This window comes from Actinoplanes sp. GCM10030250 (assembly GCF_042666575.1).
GTDB lineage: Bacteria > Actinomycetota > Actinomycetes > Mycobacteriales > Micromonosporaceae > Actinoplanes.
The window spans coordinates 48,744-71,865 of record NZ_JBHTDO010000018.1 but is presented as its reverse complement, the minus strand read 5'-3'; the positions used below and the strand labels follow the sequence as shown (position 1 = coordinate 71,865).

General features: G+C 70.4%; 23 protein-coding genes and 1 pseudogene. 15 read left to right on the top strand and 9 right to left on the bottom strand.

Going from position 1 to position 23,122, the window contains the following annotated elements; all coding sequences use genetic code 11:
- The first annotated feature begins 35 nt into the window (after positions 1–35).
- Positions 36–545, top strand: coding sequence for a hypothetical protein (locus ACFQV6_RS22890; protein ID WP_378029592.1), 510 nt, complete (start codon positions 36–38; stop codon positions 543–545).
- 84 nt (positions 546–629) lie between these two features.
- Here the strand turns inward: ACFQV6_RS22890 and ACFQV6_RS22885 are convergent, their stop codons facing one another.
- The 5 genes from ACFQV6_RS22885 to ACFQV6_RS22865 form a co-directional block, all read right to left on the bottom strand.
- Positions 630–1,049: a nitroreductase/quinone reductase family protein gene (locus ACFQV6_RS22885; RefSeq protein ID WP_378029591.1), complete on the bottom strand. Its 420-nt coding sequence runs from the start codon at positions 1,047–1,049 to the stop codon at positions 630–632.
- An 86-nt stretch (positions 1,050–1,135) separates the two neighbouring features.
- The gene (locus ACFQV6_RS22880; RefSeq protein WP_378029590.1) at positions 1,136–1,630 is read right to left on the bottom strand and encodes a hypothetical protein; all 495 of its coding nucleotides are present in this window, start codon (positions 1,628–1,630) and stop codon (positions 1,136–1,138) included.
- A gap of 180 nt (positions 1,631–1,810) precedes the next feature.
- The gene (locus ACFQV6_RS22875) at positions 1,811–2,896 is read right to left on the bottom strand and encodes a tartrate dehydrogenase (RefSeq protein ID WP_378029589.1); all 1,086 of its coding nucleotides are present in this window, start codon (positions 2,894–2,896) and stop codon (positions 1,811–1,813) included.
- Between the two features lie 95 nt (positions 2,897–2,991).
- On the bottom strand, positions 2,992–3,906 hold the full coding sequence (locus tag ACFQV6_RS22870) for a LysR family transcriptional regulator (protein ID WP_378029588.1): 915 nt from the start codon (positions 3,904–3,906) through the stop codon (positions 2,992–2,994).
- Between the two features lie 58 nt (positions 3,907–3,964).
- Entirely contained in the window at positions 3,965–5,605 is a 1,641-nt protein-coding gene (locus ACFQV6_RS22865) for an SLC13 family permease (RefSeq protein WP_378029587.1), read from the bottom strand.
- 288 nt (positions 5,606–5,893) lie between these two features.
- Between ACFQV6_RS22865 and ACFQV6_RS22860 the strand changes: the two genes are divergently transcribed.
- The 4 genes and pseudogenes from ACFQV6_RS22860 to ACFQV6_RS22845 all read left to right on the top strand — a co-directional run.
- Positions 5,894–6,292 carry a DUF2089 domain-containing protein gene (locus tag ACFQV6_RS22860; protein WP_378029586.1) on the top strand — a complete coding sequence of 133 codons (399 nt, stop codon included), beginning with the start codon at positions 5,894–5,896 and terminating at the stop codon, positions 6,290–6,292.
- The gene (locus tag ACFQV6_RS22855) at positions 6,289–6,540 is read left to right on the top strand and encodes a hypothetical protein (RefSeq protein ID WP_378029585.1); all 252 of its coding nucleotides are present in this window, start codon (positions 6,289–6,291) and stop codon (positions 6,538–6,540) included. The genes ACFQV6_RS22860 and ACFQV6_RS22855 overlap by 4 nt, the downstream gene beginning before the upstream one ends.
- Before the next feature lie 16 nt (positions 6,541–6,556).
- Positions 6,557–6,988 carry a hypothetical protein gene (locus ACFQV6_RS22850; RefSeq protein ID WP_378029584.1) on the top strand — a complete coding sequence of 144 codons (432 nt, stop codon included), beginning with the start codon at positions 6,557–6,559 and terminating at the stop codon, positions 6,986–6,988.
- Positions 6,989–7,022: 34 nt separating this feature from the next.
- Positions 7,023–7,214 (top strand): annotated as a pseudogene (locus ACFQV6_RS22845) (hypothetical protein); the annotation flags it as partial.
- Between the two features lie 26 nt (positions 7,215–7,240).
- Here ACFQV6_RS22845 and ACFQV6_RS22840 read toward each other — a convergent pair.
- Entirely contained in the window at positions 7,241–7,639 is a 399-nt protein-coding gene (locus tag ACFQV6_RS22840) for an STAS domain-containing protein (protein WP_378029583.1), read from the bottom strand.
- Between the two features lie 361 nt (positions 7,640–8,000).
- Here ACFQV6_RS22840 and ACFQV6_RS22835 point away from each other — a divergent pair, with 361 nt between their 5' ends.
- On the top strand, positions 8,001–9,875 hold the full coding sequence (locus tag ACFQV6_RS22835; protein WP_378029582.1) for a hypothetical protein: 1,875 nt from the start codon (positions 8,001–8,003) through the stop codon (positions 9,873–9,875).
- Positions 9,876–9,922: 47 nt separating this feature from the next.
- Here ACFQV6_RS22835 and ACFQV6_RS22830 read toward each other — a convergent pair whose 3' ends face one another.
- A complete protein-coding gene (locus tag ACFQV6_RS22830) occupies positions 9,923–10,549 on the bottom strand; it encodes a DUF998 domain-containing protein (RefSeq protein WP_378029581.1) in 627 nt (208 codons plus the stop codon).
- Between the two features lie 206 nt (positions 10,550–10,755).
- Here ACFQV6_RS22830 and ACFQV6_RS22825 point away from each other — a divergent pair, with 206 nt between their 5' ends.
- Together ACFQV6_RS22825 and ACFQV6_RS22820 are read left to right on the top strand one after the other, a co-directional pair.
- Entirely contained in the window at positions 10,756–11,907 is a 1,152-nt protein-coding gene (locus ACFQV6_RS22825; protein ID WP_378029580.1) for an RCC1 domain-containing protein, read from the top strand.
- Between the two features lie 51 nt (positions 11,908–11,958).
- A complete protein-coding gene (locus tag ACFQV6_RS22820; protein WP_378029579.1) occupies positions 11,959–13,140 on the top strand; it encodes an RCC1 domain-containing protein in 1,182 nt (393 codons plus the stop codon).
- 27 nt (positions 13,141–13,167) lie between these two features.
- Here the strand turns inward: ACFQV6_RS22820 and ACFQV6_RS22815 are convergent, their stop codons facing one another.
- Together ACFQV6_RS22815 and ACFQV6_RS22810 are read right to left on the bottom strand one after the other, a co-directional pair.
- Positions 13,168–13,791, bottom strand: coding sequence for a hypothetical protein (locus ACFQV6_RS22815; protein ID WP_378029578.1), 624 nt, complete (start codon positions 13,789–13,791; stop codon positions 13,168–13,170).
- 57 nt (positions 13,792–13,848) lie between these two features.
- Positions 13,849–14,706: a FadR/GntR family transcriptional regulator gene (locus ACFQV6_RS22810; RefSeq protein WP_378029577.1), complete on the bottom strand. Its 858-nt coding sequence runs from the start codon at positions 14,704–14,706 to the stop codon at positions 13,849–13,851.
- Between the two features lie 113 nt (positions 14,707–14,819).
- Between ACFQV6_RS22810 and ACFQV6_RS22805 the strand changes: the two genes are divergently transcribed.
- From ACFQV6_RS22805 to ACFQV6_RS22775, 7 genes are all read left to right on the top strand, one after another.
- Positions 14,820–16,406 carry an ABC transporter substrate-binding protein gene (locus ACFQV6_RS22805; RefSeq protein WP_378029576.1) on the top strand — a complete coding sequence of 529 codons (1,587 nt, stop codon included), beginning with the start codon at positions 14,820–14,822 and terminating at the stop codon, positions 16,404–16,406.
- A 75-nt stretch (positions 16,407–16,481) separates the two neighbouring features.
- Positions 16,482–17,441 carry an ABC transporter permease gene (locus ACFQV6_RS22800; protein ID WP_378029575.1) on the top strand — a complete coding sequence of 320 codons (960 nt, stop codon included), beginning with the start codon at positions 16,482–16,484 and terminating at the stop codon, positions 17,439–17,441.
- Complete coding sequence (locus ACFQV6_RS22795) at positions 17,441–19,390, top strand: dipeptide/oligopeptide/nickel ABC transporter permease/ATP-binding protein (protein WP_378029574.1); 1,950 nt, start codon at positions 17,441–17,443, stop codon at positions 19,388–19,390. Before ACFQV6_RS22800 ends, ACFQV6_RS22795 begins: the two co-directional genes overlap by 1 nt.
- Positions 19,383–20,396: an oligopeptide/dipeptide ABC transporter ATP-binding protein gene (locus ACFQV6_RS22790; protein WP_378029573.1), complete on the top strand. Its 1,014-nt coding sequence runs from the start codon at positions 19,383–19,385 to the stop codon at positions 20,394–20,396. Before ACFQV6_RS22795 ends, ACFQV6_RS22790 begins: the two co-directional genes overlap by 8 nt.
- Entirely contained in the window at positions 20,393–21,367 is a 975-nt protein-coding gene (locus tag ACFQV6_RS22785; protein WP_378029572.1) for a dihydrodipicolinate synthase family protein, read from the top strand. Before ACFQV6_RS22790 ends, ACFQV6_RS22785 begins: the two co-directional genes overlap by 4 nt.
- Positions 21,364–22,302, top strand: a complete 939-nt coding sequence (locus ACFQV6_RS22780; RefSeq protein ID WP_378029571.1) for an ROK family protein — start codon at positions 21,364–21,366, stop codon at positions 22,300–22,302. The genes ACFQV6_RS22785 and ACFQV6_RS22780 overlap by 4 nt, the downstream gene beginning before the upstream one ends.
- Positions 22,299–23,003 carry a putative N-acetylmannosamine-6-phosphate 2-epimerase gene (locus tag ACFQV6_RS22775; RefSeq protein WP_378029690.1) on the top strand — a complete coding sequence of 235 codons (705 nt, stop codon included), beginning with the start codon at positions 22,299–22,301 and terminating at the stop codon, positions 23,001–23,003. Before ACFQV6_RS22780 ends, ACFQV6_RS22775 begins: the two co-directional genes overlap by 4 nt.
- Positions 23,004–23,122: the final 119 nt, after the last annotated feature.

The window sequence follows — 23,122 nt, the reverse complement described above, 5'->3', positions numbered from 1 at the left end:
GCGCGGCCGGGCCCGGTTGTCGCGAACCTCAGGGGATGACGAAGTCCGCACCGAAGTTGCTGCCGGCGGAGCTGGACCCGGGTGCCACGTCGGCGATCCGTAAGGCCACGCTTGCCGCGGCCGGGCTCGGTGTGCCGGGCCTGTTCCACCCCGGAATCGACGAGACGGGCATGGCCGCCATCTGGACCAGCATGGTCACCGTCGTCGCCCGCCGGTCCGGCGCCACCGTCTCCCCGGCCACGATCACCAAGCTGGTCACCTCGGCGCTGGCGAGCGTGGCCGCGTACACCCTGGGTTCGAAGATTCTGACCTGGCTGGCGCTGCCGCTGATCGCCGCCTTCCCGGTGGCCGGTGTCCCCGCGGTGGTGGCGCTCAACTCGACGCTCAACGCCCTGTTCACCTACCGGCTCGGTCGCGACTGCGCCCAGCGGTTCAGCCGGCCGGGATTCACCGCCCGCGACGCCCTCGACGTGGGACGTCACCTGGTGGGCCTGCCCACGGTCACGGAACTGGCCGATCTCCGGGACGTGCTGCGCGGCGCCTGACGCCCGCGCCCAGCCACGACGCGGCGGCCGCCGCCGGCCACCCACTCGCCGGACGTGCCGGGAAGGGGTGGCTGCGCGGCGCGGTCAGCGCAGGGGCGTGATCACGGCGATCGGGAACTTGCGGTCGGTCTTCGTCTCGTAGTCGGCGGCGTCGGGCCAGTAGGCGCGCCAGAGGCCGTAGAGGCGCTCCCAGTCCGCGTCGCGGCCGGGGCGGGCGACCCGGTGGTTCGCCTGGAGGGTGTCGGCGCCCAGTTCGATGGTGACGGGGCCGTCGACGGCCTCCAGGTTGGCGACCCACTGCGGGTCGCCGGGTGCACCGCCGGCGCTGCCGCAGAGCAGGTACGAGTCGCCGTCGGGTGCCGCGACGAGCGGGTTGACGAAGTTCTTGCCGGACTTGCGGCCCGGGGTGTGCAGCAGCAGCGTGGTCTTGCCCTCCCAATGGCCGCCGAGCACCCCGTCGTTGGCCCTGAATGTGTCGATCACCGTGTCGTTGAACGAAGCCATGGCACCCACGTTAGTTGCTGACGGGAATTTCCACTGTTCCCGGCTGGGTGTGTCGATGGGTGTATCGCTCCGAAGTGGACTGAATCTCACCTGCCCCGTGGTGGCCCGGCGACGGACTTCGCGACCAGGACCCGGCCGCGCCGGGCGAAGCCGCGCGTGGTGGTGCGGCCGCCCTCGGCCGGTGCGGGCGCGGCACCACCGGAGCTCACGCCGGTGGCCGGTGCCGCCTTGGCGACACGCGTGCGGCGCAGGCTCGGGTGCCGCTCCTCCCAGGCCTCCCGGATCTTGGAGGGCAGGTGCAGGTCGCGCCAGACCCGGCGCAGCAGGGCCGGGTTCAGCAGGTCCTCCACCTCGCAGCAGTTCGCCGCCTCACAGAGCACCTGCTGGTAGGCGTGCCGGCACTGGGCCGGATCGTCGAGATCGTAGCGGCGCCGGCTGCGGTGCCCGGCGGCCATGTGATGCGGCACTTCGAGGAGGCCGATGCTGTGGCCGTGGAGGTCGTCGAGCCGGTCGGGTACGGACGGCGCCCGGCCTGCGGCGCTGCGGTTCTTGCGGCCGTCGCGAGTGGGAACATACGACATGCCGTTCAGGCTAGGCGCGCGGCGGCGAGGTCAGGGCCGCGTCGCCGGGACCGGTGATGACGGTCCACCGATGAGGCAGAAGTGGCCGATGGCAACCCGCGTGATCAGGTGATCTCGCCCCGGAGAGCCGCGAAAACGGTGAAACGAGTTCCGCGTACCCTTTGCCGGTTTGTCTCTTGATCATTTACCGGTGTGCAGATGGGCGATGACGGCGGCGGTCATCTCCGCGGTGGTGGCCGTTCCGCCGACGTCACGGGTCAGCACTCCCGCGCCGGTCGCCGCGGCGATGGCGTCCTCGAGGTGCTGTGCCTGCTCGGTGAGTCCGAAGTGGTGCAGCATCAGCGCGCCGCTGGCGATGGCGCCGATCGGGTTGCTGACGCCCTGACCGGCGATGTCGGGTGCGGAGCCGTGTACCGGTTCGAACATGCTGGGGAAGCGGCGTTCCGGATTGAGGTTGGCGCTGGCGGCGAGGCCCAGGCTCCCGGCGAGTGCCGACCCGAGGTCGGACAGGATGTCGGCGTTGAGGTTGGAGGCGACCACCACGGACAGGTCCTCCGGGCGCAGCACGAACTTGGCGCTCATGGCGTCGACGAGCACGCTCTCGGTCGCGACGTCCGGGTAGTCGCCGGCCACCCGCTGGAACACCTCGTCCCACAGCACCATGCCGTACTGCTGGGCGTTGGACTTGGTGACGCTGGAGACCTTCTTGACCGCCCGGGTGCGTGCCAGGTCGAACGCGAAGCGGATGATCCGCTCGCTGCCCTTGTCGGTGAAGAGCGCGGTCTGCAGTGCCACCTCGTTGCCGGGGCCCCGGCCGCTGAGGTTGCGGCCGCCGAACCCGGCGTACTCGCCCTCGCTGTTCTCCCGGACGACCACCCAGTCCAGGTCGACCTCGTCGGCCTTGCGCAGCGGGCTCCGGACCCCGGGCAGGAACTTGACCGGGCGTACGTTGGCCCATTGGTCGAAGTTCTGGGTGATGTTGAGGCGCAGGCCCCACAGGCTGATGTGGTCGGGGACGTTGCCCCATCCGACGGCACCGAAGTAGATGGCGTCGTACGCCGTCAGCGTGCGCAGCCCGTCCGGGTCCATCATCAGGCCGGTCTTCCCGTAGTACTCGCAGCCCCAGGGGAACTCGTCCCACTCGAACGCGAACCGCCCACCCGACTGCCCGGCGACGGCGTCGAGAACCGTGCGCCCGGCGGCCACAACCTCCTTGCCCACACCGTCGGCCGGGATAGCGGCGATCCTGAAAATCCGTTCCGTCATCGTCAACCTCATCACTGCGCGGCGTCACGCCCATGTAACCGGCCCCGACTTACCTACGTCCAAGACCAGGTTTCGATCCGGTGGATAGGCGGGGCCTATGGACCGGGCGGTTCGCTGTTGTTGCTGGGCCCACAACCCGCGGCGATGGTCAGGAACGCCTGGGCGGCCGGGGTGAGCTGAGCCCGCCGGCTCACCAGGGCGATGTGCAGGTAGGAGACGGGACGGATCGGCAGCACGTCGGCGCCGGCCCGGCGGGCCAGATCGGACCAGCTGGACGGCAGGATGGCATCGCCGACCCCGGCCAGGACCAGCGGCAGGATGGACGTGCGATGGGCCACCTCGGCGACGAGGTGCGCCTTGACGCCACGGTCGAGGATGTCGTCGACCAGGTGCCGCATCAGGGAGCCTGGCTGTGAGCCGATGAGCCGGTGGCCGTCCAGGTCCGCGGAGGTGATGTGGCTACGGTCGCTGAACGGCCCGCCGGGCGCCGTGACCAGGACCAGGGGCTGGTCCTCGAGGGCGGTGACGGCGAGGTCGGCGAGCTGAATCGCGGCGGGGGCACCGAGCAGGCCGATCTCGGCCGCTCCGGTCCGGACAGCGTCGATCACGTCGTCCGGTACGAACGCCGCGTCGATGCTGACCGTGACCTCGGGGTACGCGCCGGTGAAGCGCTGCATGATCGATGACAGGGGTTCGATGCCCGGTGACGGCATCGTGATGAGGTCGATCCGGCCGCTGGCGATGCCCCTGACGGCGTCGACTGTGGCCTGTGCGGTCGCGAGATCGCGGATGACCTGACGGGCGGGTGCCAGGAGCCGGCGGCCCGCGTCGCTGAGGACGATGCCGCGACCGACACGGTGGAACAGGGCGACGCCGAGCTCACGTTCCAGCCCGGCGATCGCCTGCGACATCGACGGTTGCGCGATGTAGAGCCGTTCGGCGGCCTTGCTGAAGCTCTCCGCGTCGGCGACGGCGAGGAAGTACCGGAGCTGGCGGACGTCCATCGACATCAACCTAACGGTCTTTCCCGGTGGCGACGAGACGGCGGGTTCGTCAGTACGCCGGTCATCAGCCGCCGATGCCGGTGATCTGTGCCATGACCGGCAGCAGCGTGATGATGAGGATCGCGCCGATGATGTCGAAGGCGATACCCGAGCGGATCATTCGGGTGATGGGCACGCATCCGGTGCCGTAGACGATGGCATTCTGCGGCGTCGAGACGGGCAGCATGAAACCGAAGGAGGCGCCGAACGTCGCCGCCAGCGCGGGGACGAACGGATCGACGCCGGCGGCCATCGCGAGCGGGATGATGATCGGCACGACCACCGCGGCCGACGCGGTGTTGCTGGTGGTCTCCGAGACGATGATGGCCAGGACCACGGCGAAGGCGGTGATGGCGAAGGCGCTGCCGAGTCCCAGGAAGCTCGAGGCCTGTTCCCCGATGGTCTTCGCCAGGCCGGTGGAGGAGAGCATGGCGCCGAAGATGATGCCGGTGCCGAACAGCAGGATGGTGCCCCAGTCGATCTCGCTCGCGTCGCGCCAGGTCATCGTCGGTTGCTGGCGGGACCAGTTCACCGGAAGGATGAACAGCAGCGAGGCGCCGAGTACGGCGACCACCCCTTCGTCGAGCCGGTCGTCGACCACGGAGTACGCGCTGGAGCCGGTCCCCGCGATCAGGCCGACCACCGCCGGTACGAGCCACAGGCCCACGGTGAACACGAAGGCGACGATGGTGTTCTTCTCCGCCCGGCTGAGCGGTCCCTGCTCGGCACGCCGCGCCTTGATGTACTCCTCGACGCCGTCGATGCGGCGGACCTCGGGCCGGTTGAGGAGCAGCAGGACGACCCCGAGGACCGCGAACATCGCGGCGCAGATGGGCAGGGCCGTCAACGACCACTGGGCGAAGGAGATGCGCTGCCCGGTGGCCTCCTCGATCAGGCCGCGGCCGATCAGGTTCGGCGGTGCGCCGACGGGGGTGAGCAGGCCACCGACGCTGGCGCCGTAGGCGAGCATCAGCATCAGCGCGGCGCCCACCCGGATCCGTGTCGGGTCGAAATCGGCCCGCACGACGCCCCGGTCCTGCATCAGCCGTGCGATCACCGCCAGGATGCCGATCGCGGTCGGCATCAGCATCGCCACTGTCGCGGTGTTCGACACGAACGCCGAAACCACGCAGGTGATCGCGCCGAAGGCGAGGATGATCCGGGTCGTCGACCGGCCGACACCGGGCAGTGCCAGTACGAAGAACGCGAGCCGCTGCGCGACGCCGTGCTTGAGCATCGCCTGGGCGAGGATGAACGCGCCGATGAACGTGAACACCGTCGTGGAGCCGAACGGATCCAGCACGTCGGCAGCGGGGGCCACGCCCAGCAGGATGATCGCCGCGACGCCGATGAGCCCGCCGAATGGGGTCGGCACCGGCTCACAGATCCACAGGACGATCACGCCGAGCAGGACCGCTCCCAGCGTCTGCTGTGAACCCTCCAGGTCCAGGGGCAGCACGCCGAAGAACAGCGCGACCGCCGGTGCCAGGAACCAGCCGACCAGGCGGCGCCCCCTCTCGAACCGTTCCTCGGCCGGCGACAGCCGTTGCTCGCCGAGGCTGCGGTAGGTGCTGCCGCCGAGAAGCGCCTGCTCGACGTCGGTCCGGGTGCCGGCGACCTCGTCCGGAATCGGAGTGTCGCCTTCGCGGGAAGTCGGGGATGCCATGCCGCCTCCTTGAGACCGGGTGTTAGCACTGTGGCAACACCGCGGCCGGAGGGTCCAAGACCGTTCTCCTATCCAAAACATAGGTCTGGCCTATAACGGCTGATCGCGGGCTGCTCGCGAGCGGCACGCGGGCTGCTCGCGGGTGGCGGACGCTGCGGTGCGCGTACACCATGATCTTGATTCCTTTGATTGTTGTATTAAGAAAATCAAGTCTGGCCCCTTGAGGTCTTCAGATTGTTGCTGTAGACATTGAGTCAGGCAAGGTTGCCGAGATGCGAGGAGCCGACGGTGGACTGGCAGGAACTGACCGACCTGACGCAGGGGAAGCCGTTCACTGTCGAGCGGGTGCGGCTCGGTGGCAACGGTGTGGTGATCGAGGGCCGGTTCGAGCCGCCGCAGCTGGCGCAGCTCAGCGTCGACGACCAGGTGTTCGTGGCCGCGTTCGTGCGGGCGCACGGTTCGATCAAGGAGATGGAGCGGATATTCGGGGTGAGCTATCCGACGATCAAGTCGCGGCTGAACCGGATCGCCGGGCGCCTCGACTTCGCGGAGCATCTCGACGCTGCCGACGGCGAGCCGGTGACCGCCCGTGCTGAGGTGACCGCCGGTGCTGAGGTGATCGACCGCCTCCAGCGTGGGGAGATCACCGTTCAGGAGGCGCTGGCCGACCTGCAGAGGGCACGGTGATCCCGCAGTTGGTGACGGTCCGCCACCGTCGCCGTGACGGGAGCTGGCTGCGGTTGTTCGTCCCGGTCGTTCCGGTCCTGCTGGTGCTGCTGCCGCTGCTGGTGTCGGCCGCTTTCGTCGCCTGCCTCATTTTCAAGGTCAGCCTGACCGGAGCGCTGCGTGGCGCGAGCGGGCTGCTCCGGGCGCTGCCGGGCACCCGGCTCGACATCGAGGATGACCACTTCGGCTTGAAGATCCACATCAGATGAACGAGAGGAAGCACCGATGAACGAACAGCGCCGCCAGATCCTGGAGATGCTGGCTGCCGGGAAGATCACCGCGGACGAGGCCGAGCGGCTCATCGACGCCGTCCAGCGTGAGCAGCCCGTCCCGCCGCCGCCGGACGTGACCGTCGCGAGAGCCCGGCCCAAATACCTGCGGGTGGTGGTGAACTCGGAGGACAACGGCGAGGGCGAGGGGCCCAGCCGGATCAACGTCCGGGTTCCGCTCCAGCTGCTCCGTGCCGGGGTCAAGCTCACCAGCCTCATCCCGCCGCAGGCACTGACCAGGGCCAACGAGGAGCTGGAGAGATCCGGGCTGCCGATCGACCTCACCCAGCTCAAGCCGCAGCACCTCGAAGAGCTCATCGAGCAGCTGGACGAGGTCACCATCGACGTCGACGACCCGGGCGCGAAGGTTCAGGTGTTCTGCGAGTGATCACCGTCGACGGGGTTGCACAAGTCCTACGGCAGTGGCGTGGCTCGCGGTGGCGGGCATCCTCCTGCTGTTCACCCTGGCGCTGACGTGGGTCGCGACGATCGCCGGGCTGGGGGCGACCTCCGTGGACGGAGCGATGGCTTGGTTCGCCCTGGGCTGGTGCGCCGGCATCACGGTCGTGGTTTGTCTGGTCGCGATGGCGGTCTACCGCCGTAAGATCGCCTGATCCGTTCGACGGTGGGCCCGGCGGTGTCAGCTCGTCCGGTGGTAACGCGGTTCGGCGCGCAGCTCGTCGACCTGCTCGACGACACCCAGGACGTCCAGCAGGCCGGTGATCTCCAGGACCTGGAAGACGTTCGGGCTGACCCGGGGGATCGACATCCGTGAGCCGGCCTGGTCGATCGTCCGGCGGCAGGTCAGCAGGGCACGGATGCCGGCGGAGTCGACGAAGGTCAGACGGCCGGCGTCGACGTGGATCGGAGCGGGTGCGTTATGCCGCACCACGTCAGCCATGGTGCTGCGCAGGAAGTCGACCTCTTCGCCGTCGAGCTCGCCGGTAAGCGCGACGCGGATCGAACCGTCCGGCTCGGGCTCGGCGTCGATGTGCAGGTGCGGCGTCGAGCAGTCGCCGTCAACGCGGTAGCTGGTCACGGAAGGCTCCTATCCGCCATGCGCTGGCTGTATTCCACTTTAACCCCTGCGCCGACGCCCGGCGGAGTCTCGCGGTTGTCCATCTGAAGGTGGTGACGGTAAACGCTTGCAGGATCGCTCGGCGGCGCTGAAACGAGAACTTGCTGCGGTAATGCCAATTGACAGACGTCGAAGGCTCGTGGTGCGATCGCAGATGAGTAAAACGGTTGCACCGCCGTGAAGCTCCCCGCGGCCCGGCACTGTGGTCATCAAGGCCACTGTGGCGGCCGGCCGAAATCCCCCTTGCCGGCCGGACCACCTCGGGACATCCCCCGCGTCCGGTGGCGGCCGGACGCCGAGTTCCCCGTGAAAGAGGTTCGTCATGTCCCACCCTCATCCCCGTCGCCGGTTACCGGTCCGGCTCCTGGCCGCAGCGGCCGGCCTGCTGGTTCCCGCGGCGGCCGTCGTGGTGGCGGCGCTGCCCTCGGCCGCGACCACCGAACCCGCGATCGTCGCGGCGGCAGCGGGCAGCCGGAAGATGGAAAGTCTCGGACGCGGCGTCGTGGCGGTCCGCGCGAGCAGCAGCAGCGTGCTGGTGAGCTGGCGGTTGCTCGGCCTCGACCCGGCCGGCATCGGATTCAACGTGTACCGGTCCGCCGCCGGTGGCGCCGAGGTCAAGCTGAACGCGTCGGTGCTGACCGGCGGCACGAACTACACCGACACGTCAGCGAACGCGGCGCAGGCCAACACCTACCGGGTCCGCCCGGTGATCGGCGGCGCTGAGCAGGCCGCCAGCGGCGTGTTCACGCTGAAGGCGAACAACGCGGTCGAGCCGGTGGTGCGGGTGCCGTTGCGCGCCGGTGGAGCGGTCAAGTTCGTGTGGACCGGTGACCTGGACGGCGACGGCGAGTACGACTATGTGATCGACCGGCAGACGTCGCCGCAGAGCATCGAGGCCTACCGGAGCAACGGGACGTTCCTGTGGTCGATGAACATGGGCCCGAACAGCACCAACCAGGACAACATCGAGGGCGGCTCGGCCACCATCGACGTGGGCCACAACGACGGCGTGACCGTGTACGACCTGGACAGCGACGGGCGGGCCGAGGTCGCGGTGCGGATCGCGAACGGGGTCCGCTTCGGCAACGGCACCACGTTCACCAACGCGGACAACAACCGGCAGTTCGTGGCCATCCTCGACGGGCGGACCGGTGCGCCGCGGGCCACCGCCGCGATGCCGACCGACTATCTGGCCGACGGGCCGATGATGGCCCGGTTCGGGGTGGGGCACCTCGACGGTGTGAATCCGAGCCTTGTCTCGTACACGAAGAACCGCGTCGGCAGTGGTGCCTTCAACCTGATGTTCACCGCCTGGCGGTTCACCGGCAGTGCCGTGACCATGCAGTGGAAGTTCCTGCGCGGCAACCAGGACCTGCCCGACGGCCACAACACCCGCATCATCGACGTCGACGGTGACGGCCGGGACGAGATCGCCGAGATCGGATTCGTCCTCAACGGCGACGGGAAGCTGCGCTACACCCTCGGCCCGCAGGGTGTCGTGCACGGCGACCGGTTCCACATCGCCAAGATGGACCCGAACCGGGCCGGACTGCAGGGCTACGGCGTGCAGCAGGACAACGCCAGCGGCCTGCGGGAGTACTACTACGACGCCGGTACCGGTCAGATCATCTGGAAGCACGTCGAGTCCGGTGTCGGTGACGTCGGCCGCGGCATGGCCGGTGACATCGACCCGCGCAACCCCGGCTACGAGGTGTGGTCGTTCTCCGGTCTCTACAACGCGCCCGCCAACAGGCTCGCCGAACCGAACAAGTCGCTGGCGCCGTGGCCCCAGCTCGGCCTGTGGTGGGACGGCGACACCACGATGGAACTTCTCAACGCCGGGAAGATCGAGAAGTGGAACCCGGCCGCGCCGAGCGCGAGCGGCAGTGTGCCCCGGCTGGTCAGCACGTGGAACTTCGGTGCGGTGACGGCGGCGCAGAGCGGGCCGACGTTTGCGGGGGACATCCTCGGTGACTGGCGGGAAGAGGTCGTGTACACCAACGCGGCGTTCAGTGAGCTGATCATTTTCACCACGAATGTGGCGAGCAGTACCCGGTTGTACACGCTGGCTCACAACCCGGCGTACCGCAACGCGATGACGCTCAAGGGCTACATGCAGTCCCACCACGTCGACTACTTCCTCGGCGCGAACATGGCGACGCCGCCTCAGCCGGCTATCACGTACACACCGCGCTGACGGCGCTGCGGGGGCTCGAGGGTGGATCTCGGGCTCCCGCCTTTCCTCTACATGCGGGCCGTGCCGCGAGCCGTGGAGTAGGAGGCGAGGCGGCTGGACAGGGCCGCGGCGAACGGCCAGCATGCCTGCGCACCCGCGGCGAGGCGTTCCGCCAGGCCGACCGGGCCGCCGGTGCCGAGGGTCACGGTGAACCATGCGACGAGCCAGAGCAGCACCAGGGCGGCGGTGAACGACGCGATCGGCCGCAGGGCGAATGGCTGTGCTGCGGGTGGGGTGCTGTCACGACGGCGCCAGGCGAAGGCGGGCCAGACCGCGAGGGCGGCGAACGCGATCCCGGCGGAGACGGCGTGCTCCGGTGCGGAGCCGGTGGTGGGGGAAGGGAACAGGGCTACGAGCATGGTCGCCACCCCGCCGAGACCGAAGATGATCCGCCCGGCCGGGGCGGCCCGGGACAGGCCTGATGCGGTCACCACGTGGCAGATGCCTACGCAGAGCAGGGCCGCGGTCATCAGCCAGCGGTCGGTGGCGTTTCGCGCTGCCAGGGCGCTGATCGTGTCCACCGTGCTGTCGAAGCCGTCGGGTTGGCGCTGTGCGGCGAGCGTCCAGCCGCCGATCAGCACCACGGGGGCGGCTGCGGAGGACACCAGCGCCCACCATTTCACCTGTCGCACCATGTCCCTCCGGCGGCCGGGACAGCGGTCGCAGCCCCATGGAAGCACGGGCGCTGATCAATCGGTCACCGAACGTGGGCTCGATCTGTCTCGCGGCCGAACCAGACCGTCCCCCGCATAGGTGAAAGCCCTACAGTTCCGCCCGCGGTCTGCGGCGCCGTGATCGGGTCTGTCGCGTGCTGACAACAACCATGTCGATGATCGGGACCATGACCGTACTGGCGGCGATGACTGCCGGGCCGGCTCCGGCTCAGCCCTCTGACGACTCCGGGGCTCGGCTGACCGCCGGCAGCTCCCACACCTGCATGCTGGCCCGTGACGGCAAGGCCCTCTGCTGGGGTTCTGGGGCACATGGTCAGCTGGGAAACGGCGGGACCTCGAACCGGGCGCGTCCGGCGGCTGTGGACGCTCCGGCCGGAGTCACCTTCAGTTCTCTCACTGCCGGTGACGGCCACACGTGCGGGCTGGCCGGCGGCGTCACGGCGTACTGCTGGGGCAGGGGCGACATGGGTCAGCTGGGCGACGGCGGCAGCGCGGACCGGGTGCGGCCGGTAGCGGTGGACGCTCCCGCGGGGCTGACCTTCAGGCAGCTCACCGCGGGTGACGACCACACGTGTGGGCTGGCCGGCGAGGGCCGGGCGTACTGCTGGGGACGCGGCGACTACGGCCGGCTGGGCAACAGTGGCGTCGCGGGCCAGTCGAGGCCGGTGGTGGTGGACGCTCCGGCCGGGGTGACCTTCAGCCGGCTCGCTGCGGGCGGCGACCACACGTGCGGGCTGACCGGCGATGGCCGGGCGTACTGCTGGGGACGGGGTGATCACGGTCGGCTGGGCATCAACAACAGCGTCGTGTACCGGTGGAGTCCGGTGGCGGTGGACGCTCCGGCCGGGGTGACCTTCAGCGAGCTCGCTGCCGGCGGCGGCCACACGTGCGGGCAGGGCAACGACACCGTGACCTATTGCTGGGGTGAGGGCGAGTCCGGGGCCCTGGGCGACGGCGGGGCCGCGAATCGGTTGAGGCCGACCGCGGTCGGCGCCCCCGATGGGGTGACTTTCACCGAGCTCGCCGCCGGCGGCGACCACACTTGTGCGCTGGGCGACGACACCAAGGCCTACTGCTGGGGTGCAGGAAGCTCCGGCGCGCTGGGCGACGGCGGCAGCGTGAACCGGTCGAGGCCGGTGGCGGTCGATGCCCCTGCCGGGGTGACCTTCACCCGGCTCGCCGCCGGCGGCGACTACACGTGCGGGCTGGCCGGTGACACCAAGGGGTATTGCTGGGGTTCCGGGTCCGGGGGTCTGCTGGGCAACAGCGCCGTCGCGAACCAGTCGAGGCCGGTGGCCGTGGCTGCCCCGGCCGGGTGAGAGGCGCCTGACGGGACTCCCGGATCGCCCGGGCCGTGATCGAGTTGCCGTGTGCTGACTTCCACCGTGGCGATGGCCGGAACGCTGACGATACTGGCGGCGATGGCTGCCGGACCGGCCGGCCCGCAGCGAACGGACGGTTCCGCAGCCCGGCTGGTCGCCGGTAACAGCCACACCTGCCAGCTGGACGGCAACGGCAAGGCCTACTGCTGGGGCGAGGGTGATCACGGCCGGTTGGGCAACGGCAGCGTCGTCAGCCAGACGCGGCCGACGGCGGTCGAGGCCCCCGCCGGGGTCACCCTGACTCAGCTCGCTGCCGGGGGCAGCCACACGTGCGGGCTGGGCAACGACACCAAGAGCTACTGCTGGGGCCGGGGATACAAGGGTCAGTTAGGAAACAGCGGCGTCGCTGACCAGGCGCGTCCGGTGGCGGTGAGAGCCCCCGCCGGAGTGGTCTTCACCCAACTCGTCGCCGGGGACGAACACACCTGCGGGCTGGCCGGTGACTCCAGGGCGTACTGCTGGGGCGACGGAGACTACGGTCAGCTGGGCAACGCCGACCTCGTACGTCAGATGACTCCGGAGGTGGTGAATGCCCCGGCCGGAGTGACCTTCACCCGGCTCGCCGCCGGCGGCGTCCACACGTGCGGTCTCGGCGCCGACACCAAGGCCTACTGCTGGGGCAACGGCGTCTACGGTCAGTTGGGCAACGGCGGCACAGTCGGCCAGTTGAGCCCGGTCGCGGTGGACGCCCCCGCTGGGGTGATCTTCACCGAGCTGGCCGTCGGCCGATTTCACACCTGCGGGCTCGCCGGTGACCACCAGGCCTATTGCTGGGGTGAGGAGGGCTCCGGCGCTCTGGGTGACGGCGGGACCGACGACCGGTCGAGGCCGGTGGCGGTGAGCGCCCCCGCTGGGGTGAGCTTCATCCAGCTCGCCGCCGGTAACGGCCACACGTGCGGACTCGGCAGCGACACGAGAGCCTACTGCTGGGGCTCGGGCGGCTCCGGCGCTCTGGGCGACGGCGGGACTGACGACCGGTCGAGGCCGGTGGCGGTGCAAGCTCCAGCCGGTGTGGCCTTCACCCAGCTCGCCGCGGGGGAGGACCACACGTGCGGGCTCACCGGCGCCGCCAAGGTCTATTGCTGGGGTGCGGGGCGCTCCGGCGCTTTGGGTGACGGTGGCACCGCGGACCGGTCGAGGCCGGTGGCGGTGGCCGCTCCCGCCGCGTGAGGCGGCGCAGGGAGATCGCTACGACCGTCATTCGGCCTGGGTGAGCTTCTTCGACCCGGCGGTGACGAACTCGACGAAGTCGGCGTCGTCGGCCTCGGTGATCTCGTGCATCTCGAAGTGGACGACCAGATCGCCGACCGCCACGGCGGCGGTCAGCATGCGTTCCGGTGGAACCCGCTCGCCCTCCTGAGTTGTCGCGCCGTCGATGACGGTGATCATGGCGGCTGAGGCGTCGCCGAGCGCCGGAAGCGGCAGGCGGGAGTGATGGTGCTCGTCCTCCGCCATCGCGTCCGACCAGTCCGGGCACACGATCGGCATGTCGGCGAAGCCCTGGACGAACTCGTGGGCGGCCTGGCTGCCCGGCCGGCCGAGCTCGGCTCGGATCGCCCGGCTGCGCCCGGTTCCGACAGACTGCACCACCGTGGGCACGGGCGTGTACTCGGTCACCACCTCACCCTCGGTGCAGGGGATGTAGTACTCGAAATTTCTGGTGTCGTCCGTGTTCTCGCCGGCGGTGAAGCCCGCCGGCAGCTCAGCGGCGGTGAGCAGTTTGTCCCGGAGTTGCTCCGGGCCGGGCGGCCCGGCCGTGGCCGGCGCCCCCAGCACGGCGATCATGGTCGCGGTCACCGGCAGGACAATGACTTTCCGCATTTATCCGACGATAGGCCGCACGGTTCACCGACGCAGCGGAACGTCGGCGGATTCTCGTCAGCTGTGCTCGGGCGGGCTGAGGCGCCGGCGTATGCCGCTGAAGTGCTCGGTCAGGGCGGTGATCGACTCGTTCACGTCGCCGGCTCGGACCGCGTCGAAGACCCGGCGGTGGCGGGCGGCGATCTCGGCCGGTGACTCGTCCGCCTCGTCGAGTTCGGCGTGCAGGGCGTGGTAGACGTCCCAGAAGGCCGACAGCAGCTGGGTGACGAGCGGGTTGCCGAGAGGCTCGTACAGAAGCTCGTGGAATCTTTTGTCGGTTGCGGTGCTGACGCCGCCGGCGCGTGCCTCGGCCTCCATCCGGTCCATCACCGCGGTCAGTTCCTCGCTCACCGGGGGAGTGCCGTCGCTGTTCTGCTGGATGACCTGCTGGATCAGGCCGAACTCGAGGACCTCGCGGATCTGCACCAGGTGGCGCAGGTCGTTGCGCCCGGCCTGCAGCGACATGCGGCCGTGGAAGGTGAGCTCGTCGACGAGCGAGACCAGCGACATGGTTCCGACGTACATCCCGAAGCCGTGGCGGATCTCGACGATGCCGACGGCCTGGAGCGCCTTGAGCGCCTCGCGCAGCGAGTTGCGGCTGACGTTGATCTCGTCGAGCAGTTCCAGCTCGGTGGGCATCGGCTCACCGGCGGCCAGGCCGCGTTCGAGGATGAGCTGTTTGATCCGCTGCTGCACCTCGTCGGTGCGGCTCGGGCGCCGTGCGGTGCCGGCCCCGGGTGTGGCCCGCCGCTTCGCGGGTGCGGTGTTTCCCCGGCTGTCGTGTCCCCGGAGGGTGCGGTTTGCCGCCGTTGTCTCCTCGCTGGGGGAGTCGGCGTGCCAATCCTGGTTGACGGCGGGGCGATGCGGCTTGGTCACGGATGGGTCCTCCGGGCGCTCTTGACCCTGTGCGGGCTCGCTCTTAAGGTACCGCATACACAGTACGTCGGACGTAGGACGTCCTATAATTCTCGTGACGTTAAGGAAGCTTGATGGATAACAAAGGTGTGTCCCGTCGCAACCTGCTGCGCTACGCCGGCATCCTGAGTGCGGCCACGGCCGTCACCGCGGGTCTCAACGCCTGCGGCGGCGGCAGCGACAGCAACTCCTCCGGCACCGGCAGCAAGACCATCGAGGCCACCCTGGCCTTCACCCTGTCCAGCGGGTTCGACCCGATGAACGCCTCCAGCGCGGTCGCCACCACTGTCAACCAGCACGTCTTCGAAGCCCTGGTCGACCTCGACCCGATCACTCGGCAGCCGTACCCGGCCCTGGCAGCCGCCCTGCCCACGGCCGGTGCGGACAACCTGACCTGGACCGTCACCCTGCGCGAGGGTGCGAAGTTCTCCGACGGCACGCCGGTCACCGCCGACGACGTGGCCTGGTCCTTCCAGCGGGCCCTCGACCCGGCGAACGCGTCGCTGATGGCCAGCTTCATCACCTTCGTCGACGCGGTGACCGCCAAGGACCCGCGCACCGTCGAGTTCAGGCTCAAGTCCCCGTTCAGCCTCTTCCCGCAGCGCATCGCCGTGATCAAGATCGTGCCGAAGGCGAAGACCGGTGACGCCGCCGCGAGCAAGGCGTTCGATACGGCCCCGATCGGTTCCGGCCCGTTCACCGTGGTCAGTGCCAACGCCACCGCGGGTGTGGTGATGGCGGTCAACGCGAACTACAACGGCCCGCGACCGGCGAAGGTCGAGAAGATCACGCTGCGGACCACGCCGGACAACACCGCACGCCTCAACGACCTGCAGGGCGGATCGTCGCAAGCCATCGAGGCGGTGCCCTACCTGGATGTCGAAGCCGTCGGCAACGGCCGCACCGTCGAGGAGAAGCAGGCCTTCAACCAGCTCTTCCTCATGTTCAACTGCACCGCCGCGCCGTTCGACGACAAGCGGGTGCGCCAGGCGCTGCACTACGCGGTCGACACCCAGAAGCTGATCCAAACCGCACTGCAGGGGTACGCCACGCCGGCGACCAGCTATCTGGACGAGGGAAACGCCGCGTACCAGAAGGCCGCGACCGTCTACGGCTACGACCCGGAGAAGGCCAAGAGCCTGCTCGCCGCGGCGGGCGTCAGCAACCTGTCGTTCGAGCTGGTCACCACCGACGCGGCGTTCGTCAAGGACAGCGCCCCGGTGCTGATCGACGCCTGGAAGGCGATCGGGGTCACCGCCACCCTCAACACCAAGCCCTCCTCGGCGGTCTACGGCACCATCGTGCCCGGCGCCGGCTTCCGGGTCCTCGCGGCCAGTGGTGACCCCACGGTCTTCGGCCCGGACGTGGACCTGCTGCTTCGCTGGTTCTACCTCAACGAGACCTGGACGAAGAACCGGCACCGCTGGGCCGCCGCCCCGGAGGCGGGAAAGTGCGCGCAGCTCATCGAGGACGCCGCCAAGTCGTCCGGCGCCGAGCAGTCCGCGCTGTGGAAGCAGGCCCTCGACCTGATCGCTGACGAGGCACCGCTCTACCCGGTCTTTCACGCCAAGATGATCACCGCGTTCGACCCGGCCAAGATCAAGGACTTCCAGGGTGCCGCCACCACCGGTCTCTACTTCCTCGGCTCGTCGCGCGGATGACCCTGACGTGATCTCGCGGTTCGAAGCTGCGGCCGCCTCCGGGCGGCCGCGCACCGACAAGGAAAGGAGCATCGGGTGGACGCATTCCTCGGCATCATCCTGCGGCGGCTGTCGGCGCTGATCCCGCTCATGCTCGGCATCATCCTGTTCATCTTTCTGATCATGGCGCTGTCGCCGAACGACGCCGCGCTCTCGGTGCTGGGCGAACAGGCGACAGCCGAGCAGGTCGCCGCGTTCAACCAGGCCAACGGCCTGGATCAGCCGCTGCTGGTCCGCTACACCGACTACCTGTGGGCGCTGCTGCACGGCGACCTGGGCCAGACCTACTCGCTGAGCGCGCCGATCAGCGGCATCATCTCGGCCGCCCTCCCGGTGACCCTGCAGCTCACCGCCCTGGGTGTGGCCCTGGCCGTGGTGCTGGCGCTGGCCCTGGGCATCACCGGCGCGCTCTACCGCGACCGGTGGCCCGACCAGGTCACCCGGCTGCTGTCGATGGCGGGCATCTCCATCCCGTCGTTCTGGCTGGCCATCCTGCTCATCCAGCAGCTGTCCACGATCGGCGGCGGGCCGCTGCCCAGCGGTCACTACGTCGCCCCGTCGGAATCGGCCACCGGCTGGTTCCAGCACCTGATCCTGCCCGCCCTGGCGCTGGCGGTGCCGACCGGCTGCGCGCTGGCCCGGGTGGTGCGCACGTCGATGGTCGAGGAGTTGGACCGCGACTATGTGCGCACCGCGGTCGGTGCCGGCCTGCCGCCGATCGTCGTGGTCGGCCGCAACGTGCTGCGCAACGCCCTGCTGACCCCGCTGACCGTGCTCGGTCTGCAGGTCGGCTACCTGATCGGCGGCGCGGTGATCATCGAGACGATCTTCACGCTGCCCGGCATGGGCACCCAGATCATGAGCGCGGTCCAGCAGAACGACATCGGCCTGGCCCGCGGCGTGGTGATCACCATCGCGCTCGGCTTCGTCGTGGTGAACCTCGTCGTCGACCTGCTGTACCTGGCGGCCAACCCCCGCCTCCGAGGAGCCCACTGATGATCACCCGATACGCCACCGCGGTGGCCGCCGGATACCGGCGCCTGCCGCTGACGGCGAAGATCTGCCTCGGCTTCCTGCTCCTCGTCGTCGCTGTCGGCATCGCCGCACCCTGGCTGATCCGCCACGACCCGACGCAGGTGGCCCTGGCCGCACCGTCGACCGGCCCGAACGGCGACCACTGGTTCGGCGTCGACCGGCTCGGCCGCGACGTCTACTCCCGGCTCGTCGCCGGCACCCCCCGCTCGCTCGTTGTCGGTTTCGGGTCCGCCGGCCTCGCGCTGGTGTTGGGTGCGCTGCTCGGCGCGCTGGCGGCGACCAGCCGCAAGCTTGTCGACGAGACGGTCATGCGGCTGCTCGACGTGGTGATGGCGTTCCCGACCATCGTGCTCGCCGCGATCCTGGTCGTCGCCTACGGCGGCGACAGCGTCACGGTGCTGGTCGGCGCGATCGGGTTCGTCCTGATCCCGCAGATCGCCCGGCTGGTGCGGGCCAACGTCGCCGCCCAGTACCAGGAGGACTACGTCGCCGCGGAACGGGTGATCGGCGCCGGCCGGCGGCACATCCTGGTCCGCCACGTCGCCCGCAACTGCGCGGCGCCGATCCTGGTGTACGCGACAGTCATGGTGGCCAACGCGATCGTCTTCGAGGCGTCCCTGTCGTTCATCGGCGGAGGGCTGCAGCCCGAGGCCGGCCCGTCGTCCTGGGGCAGCGTCATCGCCTACGGTCAGCAGCTGCTCGCCAGCCGCGGCTGGTGGGCCACGTTCTTCCCCGGCCTGCTGATCCTGATCACCGTGCTGTGCCTCAACATCCTGGCCGAGGGCATCTCGGACGCCTGGGCGGCACCCGCCGGCCGGCGCCGCGCCGGAGCCGGGCCCGCGGCGACGGAGCTGCCGGACGCCGAGCGCGAGTCGGCCGTCGAGCTGCCCGGCCTGGCGAAGGCCGCTGCCAGGCTGGCCGCCACCGCCCGCCCGCCGGTCGCCCAGCGGCCCATCCTGTCGGTCCGCGACCTTCGGATCGGCTTCGCCGGCAGCCACCAGGGCGTGGACATCGTCGACGGGATCAGCTTCGACGTGCGTCCCGGTGAGGTGCTGGGGCTGATCGGTGAGTCCGGGTGCGGCAAGTCGCTGACCGCGCTGACCGTGATGGGGCTGCAGCCGCGTGGCTCGCGCACCGGCGGAACCATCGAGTTCGCCGGCACCGACCTGCTCACGCTGGGCGGGGCGGCACGGCGGCAGGTGATGGGGCGGCGCATCGCAATGATCTATCAGGACGCGCTGTCCGCGCTCAACCCGTCGATGACCGTACGGGCACAGCTCAAACAGGTCATCCGGCGTGGCGGTACCCGTACCGCCGAGGACCTGATGACGCTGGTCGGGCTCGACCCGCGCCGCACCCTGTCGTCGTACCCGCACGAGCTGTCCGGCGGCCAGCGGCAGCGGGTGGTGATCGCGATGGCGCTGGCCCGCGACCCGCAACTGGTTGTCGCCGACGAGCCGACCACCGCACTGGACGTCACGGTGCAGGCGCAGGTCATCCAGCTGCTGCTGCGGCTGCGCGCCGAGCTCGGCTTCGCGCTGATCCTGGTCTCGCACGACCTGGCACTGGTCAGCGACGTCTGCGACCGGATCGCCGTGATGTACGGCGGCCGCATCGTCGAGGAGGGCCGCACCGCCGAGGTGCTCGCCGCGCCCACCCACCACTACACCCGCGGGCTGCTCGGCTCGGTGCTCTCGCTCGAGGCGCAGGCACCCCGGCTGGTCCAGATCCGCGGCACCGTGCCGTCACCGGCCGACTTCCCGGCCGGCTGCCGGTTCGCCGACCGCTGCCCGATGGCCACCCAGGTCTGCGTACGGGAGCGGCCGCCGCTGGCCGAGGTCAACGGGCATCCGGCCGCCTGTCATCACCCCGCCCAGGTCGAGGCCGAGAAGGTGACCGTCAATGACTGAACAACGCCGAGAGCCACTGGCACACCTCAGCGAGGTCAGCGTCGACTTCCGCGCGCCGGGTGGCTCCGCCTTCAACCGGGCCCGGGTGCACGCCCTGAACCGGGCCGACCTGACGATCGCGCCGGGCGAGACGCTCGGCGTGGTCGGCGAATCCGGCTGCGGCAAGTCCACGCTGGTCAAGGTGCTCGTCGGCCTGCAGCGCCCGACCCACGGCACGGTCAGCATCGGCGGCGAGGACATCTGGGCGCTGAGCACGACCCGGCGCCGGCAGCACATCGGGCGGCTGGTGGGCATGGTGTTCCAGGACCCGGCCACGTCGCTGAACCGCCGCCTCACCGTGGAGCGGATCATCGCCGACCCGCTGGACGTGCAGCGGTGGCGTGCCGCCGCGGACCGCCGTGACCGGGTGACCGAGCTGATGGACCTGGTCGGGCTGCCCGCCTCGGCCCGCGACGCCCTGCCCGGGCAGATGTCCGGCGGCCAGCGGCAGCGGGTCGCCATCGCCCGGGCCCTGGCACTGGAACCGGCCCTGCTCGTCGCCGACGAACCCACCTCGGCACTTGACGTGTCGGTACGGGCGCAGATCCTCAACCTGCTGCTGGATCTGCGTACCCGGCTCGGTCTGGCCATGGTGTTCGTCTCCCACGACCTGCAGACCGTCCGGCGGGTCTCCGACCGGATCGTCACGATGTACCTCGGCCGGGTCGTCGAGGAACTACCCGCCGCCCGCATCGAGAACGGGCGCCACCCGTACACCCAAGCCCTGTTCTCGGCCGCGCCCGGCCTGCTCACCCCGATGCGCCCGATCCCGCTGACCGGGCCCGTCCCGTCGGCGGTCAACCCGCCGTCGGGCTGCCCGTTCCGCACCCGGTGCTGGCGCGCCACCGACGTCTGCGCGACCGAGATGCCGCCGTACGCCACCGACGACGCCGACCCGGCCGACCGGTACCGCTGTTTCCACCCCATCACCGACCCCTCTGATCTGCCCGTTCAGGAGCACGCATGACCGCCATCACGGCCACCACCACCGCCACCGCGTTCCCCGGCGGCGCCGCACCGGCCCTGACCGGCGTCGTCCCCCCGGTGTGCACCCCGCTGACCCCGGACTTCGAGGTCGACGTCGACTCACTGCGGCGGCTCGTCGACTTCCAGATCGCCGGCGGTGTCGACGGACTGTTCATCCTCGGCTCGTCCAGCGAGGTCGCCTTCCTGCCCGACAGCCACCGGGCCGTGGTCGTCGACACCGTTCTGCGGCACGTCGCCGGGCAGGTGCCGGTGCTGATCGGCGTGATCGACATGACCACCATGAGGGTCCTCGACCACGCCCGCCGGGCCGTGCGGGCCGGCTGCGCCGGGATCGTCGCCACCGCGCCGTTCTACACCCGCACCCACCCCGCCGAGATCGAGGTGCACCTGCGCAGCATCGCCGAGCAGTGCGAGGCACCCCTGTACGCCTACGACCTGCCCGTCTCCGTACACAGCAACCTCGACCACGACATGCTGCTGCGCCTGGCCGCCGACGGTGTCCTGGCCGGCCTGAAGGACTCCACCGGCGACGACGGGAGCCTGCGCGACCTGCTCGTGGCCCGCAACGACGCCGGGCTGACCACCTTCAGCGTGCTGACCGGCTCGGAACTGACCGTCGACAGCGCCCTGCGGATGGGCGCCGACGGCGTGGTACCCGGCCTCGGCAACGTCGACCCGCACGGCTACGCCACCCTTTACCGCCACGCCCGCGCCGGCGCCTGGGACCTGGCCGTCCGCGAGCAGGAGCGGCTGCTGCGCCTGATGCGCATCGTCCGCGCGGCCCCGCCCGCCCGGATGGGTCGCGGCTCGTCAGCGCTCGGTGCCTTCAAGGCCGCGCTCCAGCTGCGCGGGATCATCGACCACGCGGTCACCGCGCCGCCGCAGATCCCGCTGAACGAGCCGGAGATCGACCACGTGCGCCGGACGCTGATCGCCGCGGGGCTGGTGTGAGCGAGGTCGGTGAGGTGATCGCCGTCGACATCGGCGGTACGAAGATCGCCGCCGCCCTCGTCGACGACACCGACGTCATCCGGGAACGGCTCCAGGTCGACACTCCCGGCGGCGCACCCGCCATCCTGAGCGTCGCCGCCGAGCTCATCACCACGCTGCGCTCTCGCGCCGAACAGTTCGGCCGCCGCGTGCGGGCCGTCGGCGTCGGCGCACCGGGGGTGATCGACAGCGCCGCCGGGGTGGTGCGCTCGGCGACCGACATCCTGCCCGGCTGGGCCGGAACCCCGATCCGCAGCCGGCTCGCCGACCGGGTCGGCCTGCCGGTCGCCGTCGCCAACGACGTGCGGGCCGCCGCCCTCGGCGCCATCCGCGACCCCGCGCTGCACAGCTGCCCGAGCGTGCTGCACGTCTCCGTCGGCACCGGCGTCGGCGGAGCACTGCTGCGCTACGGCCGCCCGCTGCCGGGCCCGCACGCGGTGGCCGGCGAGATCGCCCATCTGCTGGTCCCGGCCATGGGGGCGCTGCCCTGCGGATGCGGCCGGTACGACCACCTGGAAGCGGTCGCCGCGGGCCCGGCGATCGCCGCCGCGTACGCCCGGATGACCTCGGCCCCGGTGCTGCCGCTGACCGAGGTCGCCGCACGGATGCGCGCCGGCGAGGAGGACGCCACCACCGTGATCCGGTCCGCGGCGAACCTGCTCGGGCGAACACTCGCCGGGCTGGTCGCGGCAGTCGACGTCGACGCGGTGACCCTCGGCGGGGGAGTGGTGCACGGGATCACCGGATTCGACGCGGCGGTCCGCGAGGCCTTCCACGCCGAGGCACTGCCGCCGCTGCGCTCGGTGCCGGTACTGGTGCCTCGGACCGGCGCGGACGCGCCGCTGCTGGGAGCCGCTCAACTGGCCAGGGAGATGAGGAACGAGACGTGGGTATGACCATCGGCGAGTTCGTCGCGGCGATCCGCGGCGGCCTGATCGTGTCCTGCCAGGCGGGCCCGGACCACCCGCTGCGGGACTCACCCACCATCGCCCGGATGGCCCGGGCCGCGGTCCTCGGCGGCGCGACCGCGGTGAGGTGCGGTGGCGTGGGCGGCGTCCCCGACGTCCGGGCGGTCGCCGCGGCCGTGACCGTGCCGGTCATCGGATTGACCAAGCGTGGCGCGTCGGGCGTGTTCATCACACCCACCGTCGGCGACGCACTGGAGGTGCTGGAGGCGGGCGCGGCCGTCGTGGCCACCGACGGGACCATGCGGCGGCGCCCGGACAGTGCACCGTTTCACCGTACGGTCGAAGCTGTCCACGCGGCCGGCGGCCTGGTGATGGCCGACGTCTCGACCCTGGTCGAGGGCGTTGCGGCCGCCGAGGCGGGCGCTGATCTGATCGCCACGACCCTGTCCGGGTACACGCCTTACAGCGCTCAGGCCGACGGGCCTGACCTGTCGCTTGTCGCCGCTCTGGCGGCTGCGTTGCCGTCGGCGGTGATCGTGGCTGAGGGCCGCTACCACCTGCCCGGCCACGTCCGTGCCGCTCTGGAGGCTGGTGCGGCGGCGGTGGTGGTGGGTACCGCGATCACCGATCCGGCCTGGATCACCGGCACCTTCGCCGCTCAGACGGCGCGCCCGCGAGCCCTCGGCTGAGCGCTGGATCACGGTGGCTGGCTGTGGGTGCTGACTCGCGGCGCCGGGCACAGCACCCACAGCCAGCCGGACCTGGGTCAGCCGTGGTGGGTGATCAGGTCGCGGAGTTCGGTCAGGTG

Coding starts and splice junctions, on each gene's coding strand:
- ACFQV6_RS22790 (WP_378029573.1), top strand. CDS start 19,383: ATGACTGAACAACGCCGAGAGCCACTGGCACACCTCAGCGAGGTCAGC.
- ACFQV6_RS22880 (WP_378029590.1), bottom strand. CDS start 1,630: ATGTCGTATGTTCCCACTCGCGACGGCCGCAAGAACCGCAGCGCCGCA.
- ACFQV6_RS22805 (WP_378029576.1), top strand. CDS start 14,820: ATGGATAACAAAGGTGTGTCCCGTCGCAACCTGCTGCGCTACGCCGGC.
- ACFQV6_RS22830 (WP_378029581.1), bottom strand. CDS start 10,549: ATGGTGCGACAGGTGAAATGGTGGGCGCTGGTGTCCTCCGCAGCCGCC.
- ACFQV6_RS22870 (WP_378029588.1), bottom strand. CDS start 3,906: ATGTCGATGGACGTCCGCCAGCTCCGGTACTTCCTCGCCGTCGCCGAC.
- ACFQV6_RS22825 (WP_378029580.1), top strand. CDS start 10,756: ATGACCGTACTGGCGGCGATGACTGCCGGGCCGGCTCCGGCTCAGCCC.
- ACFQV6_RS22835 (WP_378029582.1), top strand. CDS start 8,001: ATGTCCCACCCTCATCCCCGTCGCCGGTTACCGGTCCGGCTCCTGGCC.
- ACFQV6_RS22890 (WP_378029592.1), top strand. CDS start 36: ATGACGAAGTCCGCACCGAAGTTGCTGCCGGCGGAGCTGGACCCGGGT.
- ACFQV6_RS22795 (WP_378029574.1), top strand. CDS start 17,441: ATGATCACCCGATACGCCACCGCGGTGGCCGCCGGATACCGGCGCCTG.
- ACFQV6_RS22865 (WP_378029587.1), bottom strand. CDS start 5,605: ATGGCATCCCCGACTTCCCGCGAAGGCGACACTCCGATTCCGGACGAG.
- ACFQV6_RS22815 (WP_378029578.1), bottom strand. CDS start 13,791: ATGCGGAAAGTCATTGTCCTGCCGGTGACCGCGACCATGATCGCCGTG.
- ACFQV6_RS22775 (WP_378029690.1), top strand. CDS start 22,299: ATGACCATCGGCGAGTTCGTCGCGGCGATCCGCGGCGGCCTGATCGTG.
- ACFQV6_RS22850 (WP_378029584.1), top strand. CDS start 6,557: ATGAACGAACAGCGCCGCCAGATCCTGGAGATGCTGGCTGCCGGGAAG.
- ACFQV6_RS22875 (WP_378029589.1), bottom strand. CDS start 2,896: ATGACGGAACGGATTTTCAGGATCGCCGCTATCCCGGCCGACGGTGTG.
- ACFQV6_RS22885 (WP_378029591.1), bottom strand. CDS start 1,049: ATGGCTTCGTTCAACGACACGGTGATCGACACATTCAGGGCCAACGAC.
- ACFQV6_RS22785 (WP_378029572.1), top strand. CDS start 20,393: ATGACCGCCATCACGGCCACCACCACCGCCACCGCGTTCCCCGGCGGC.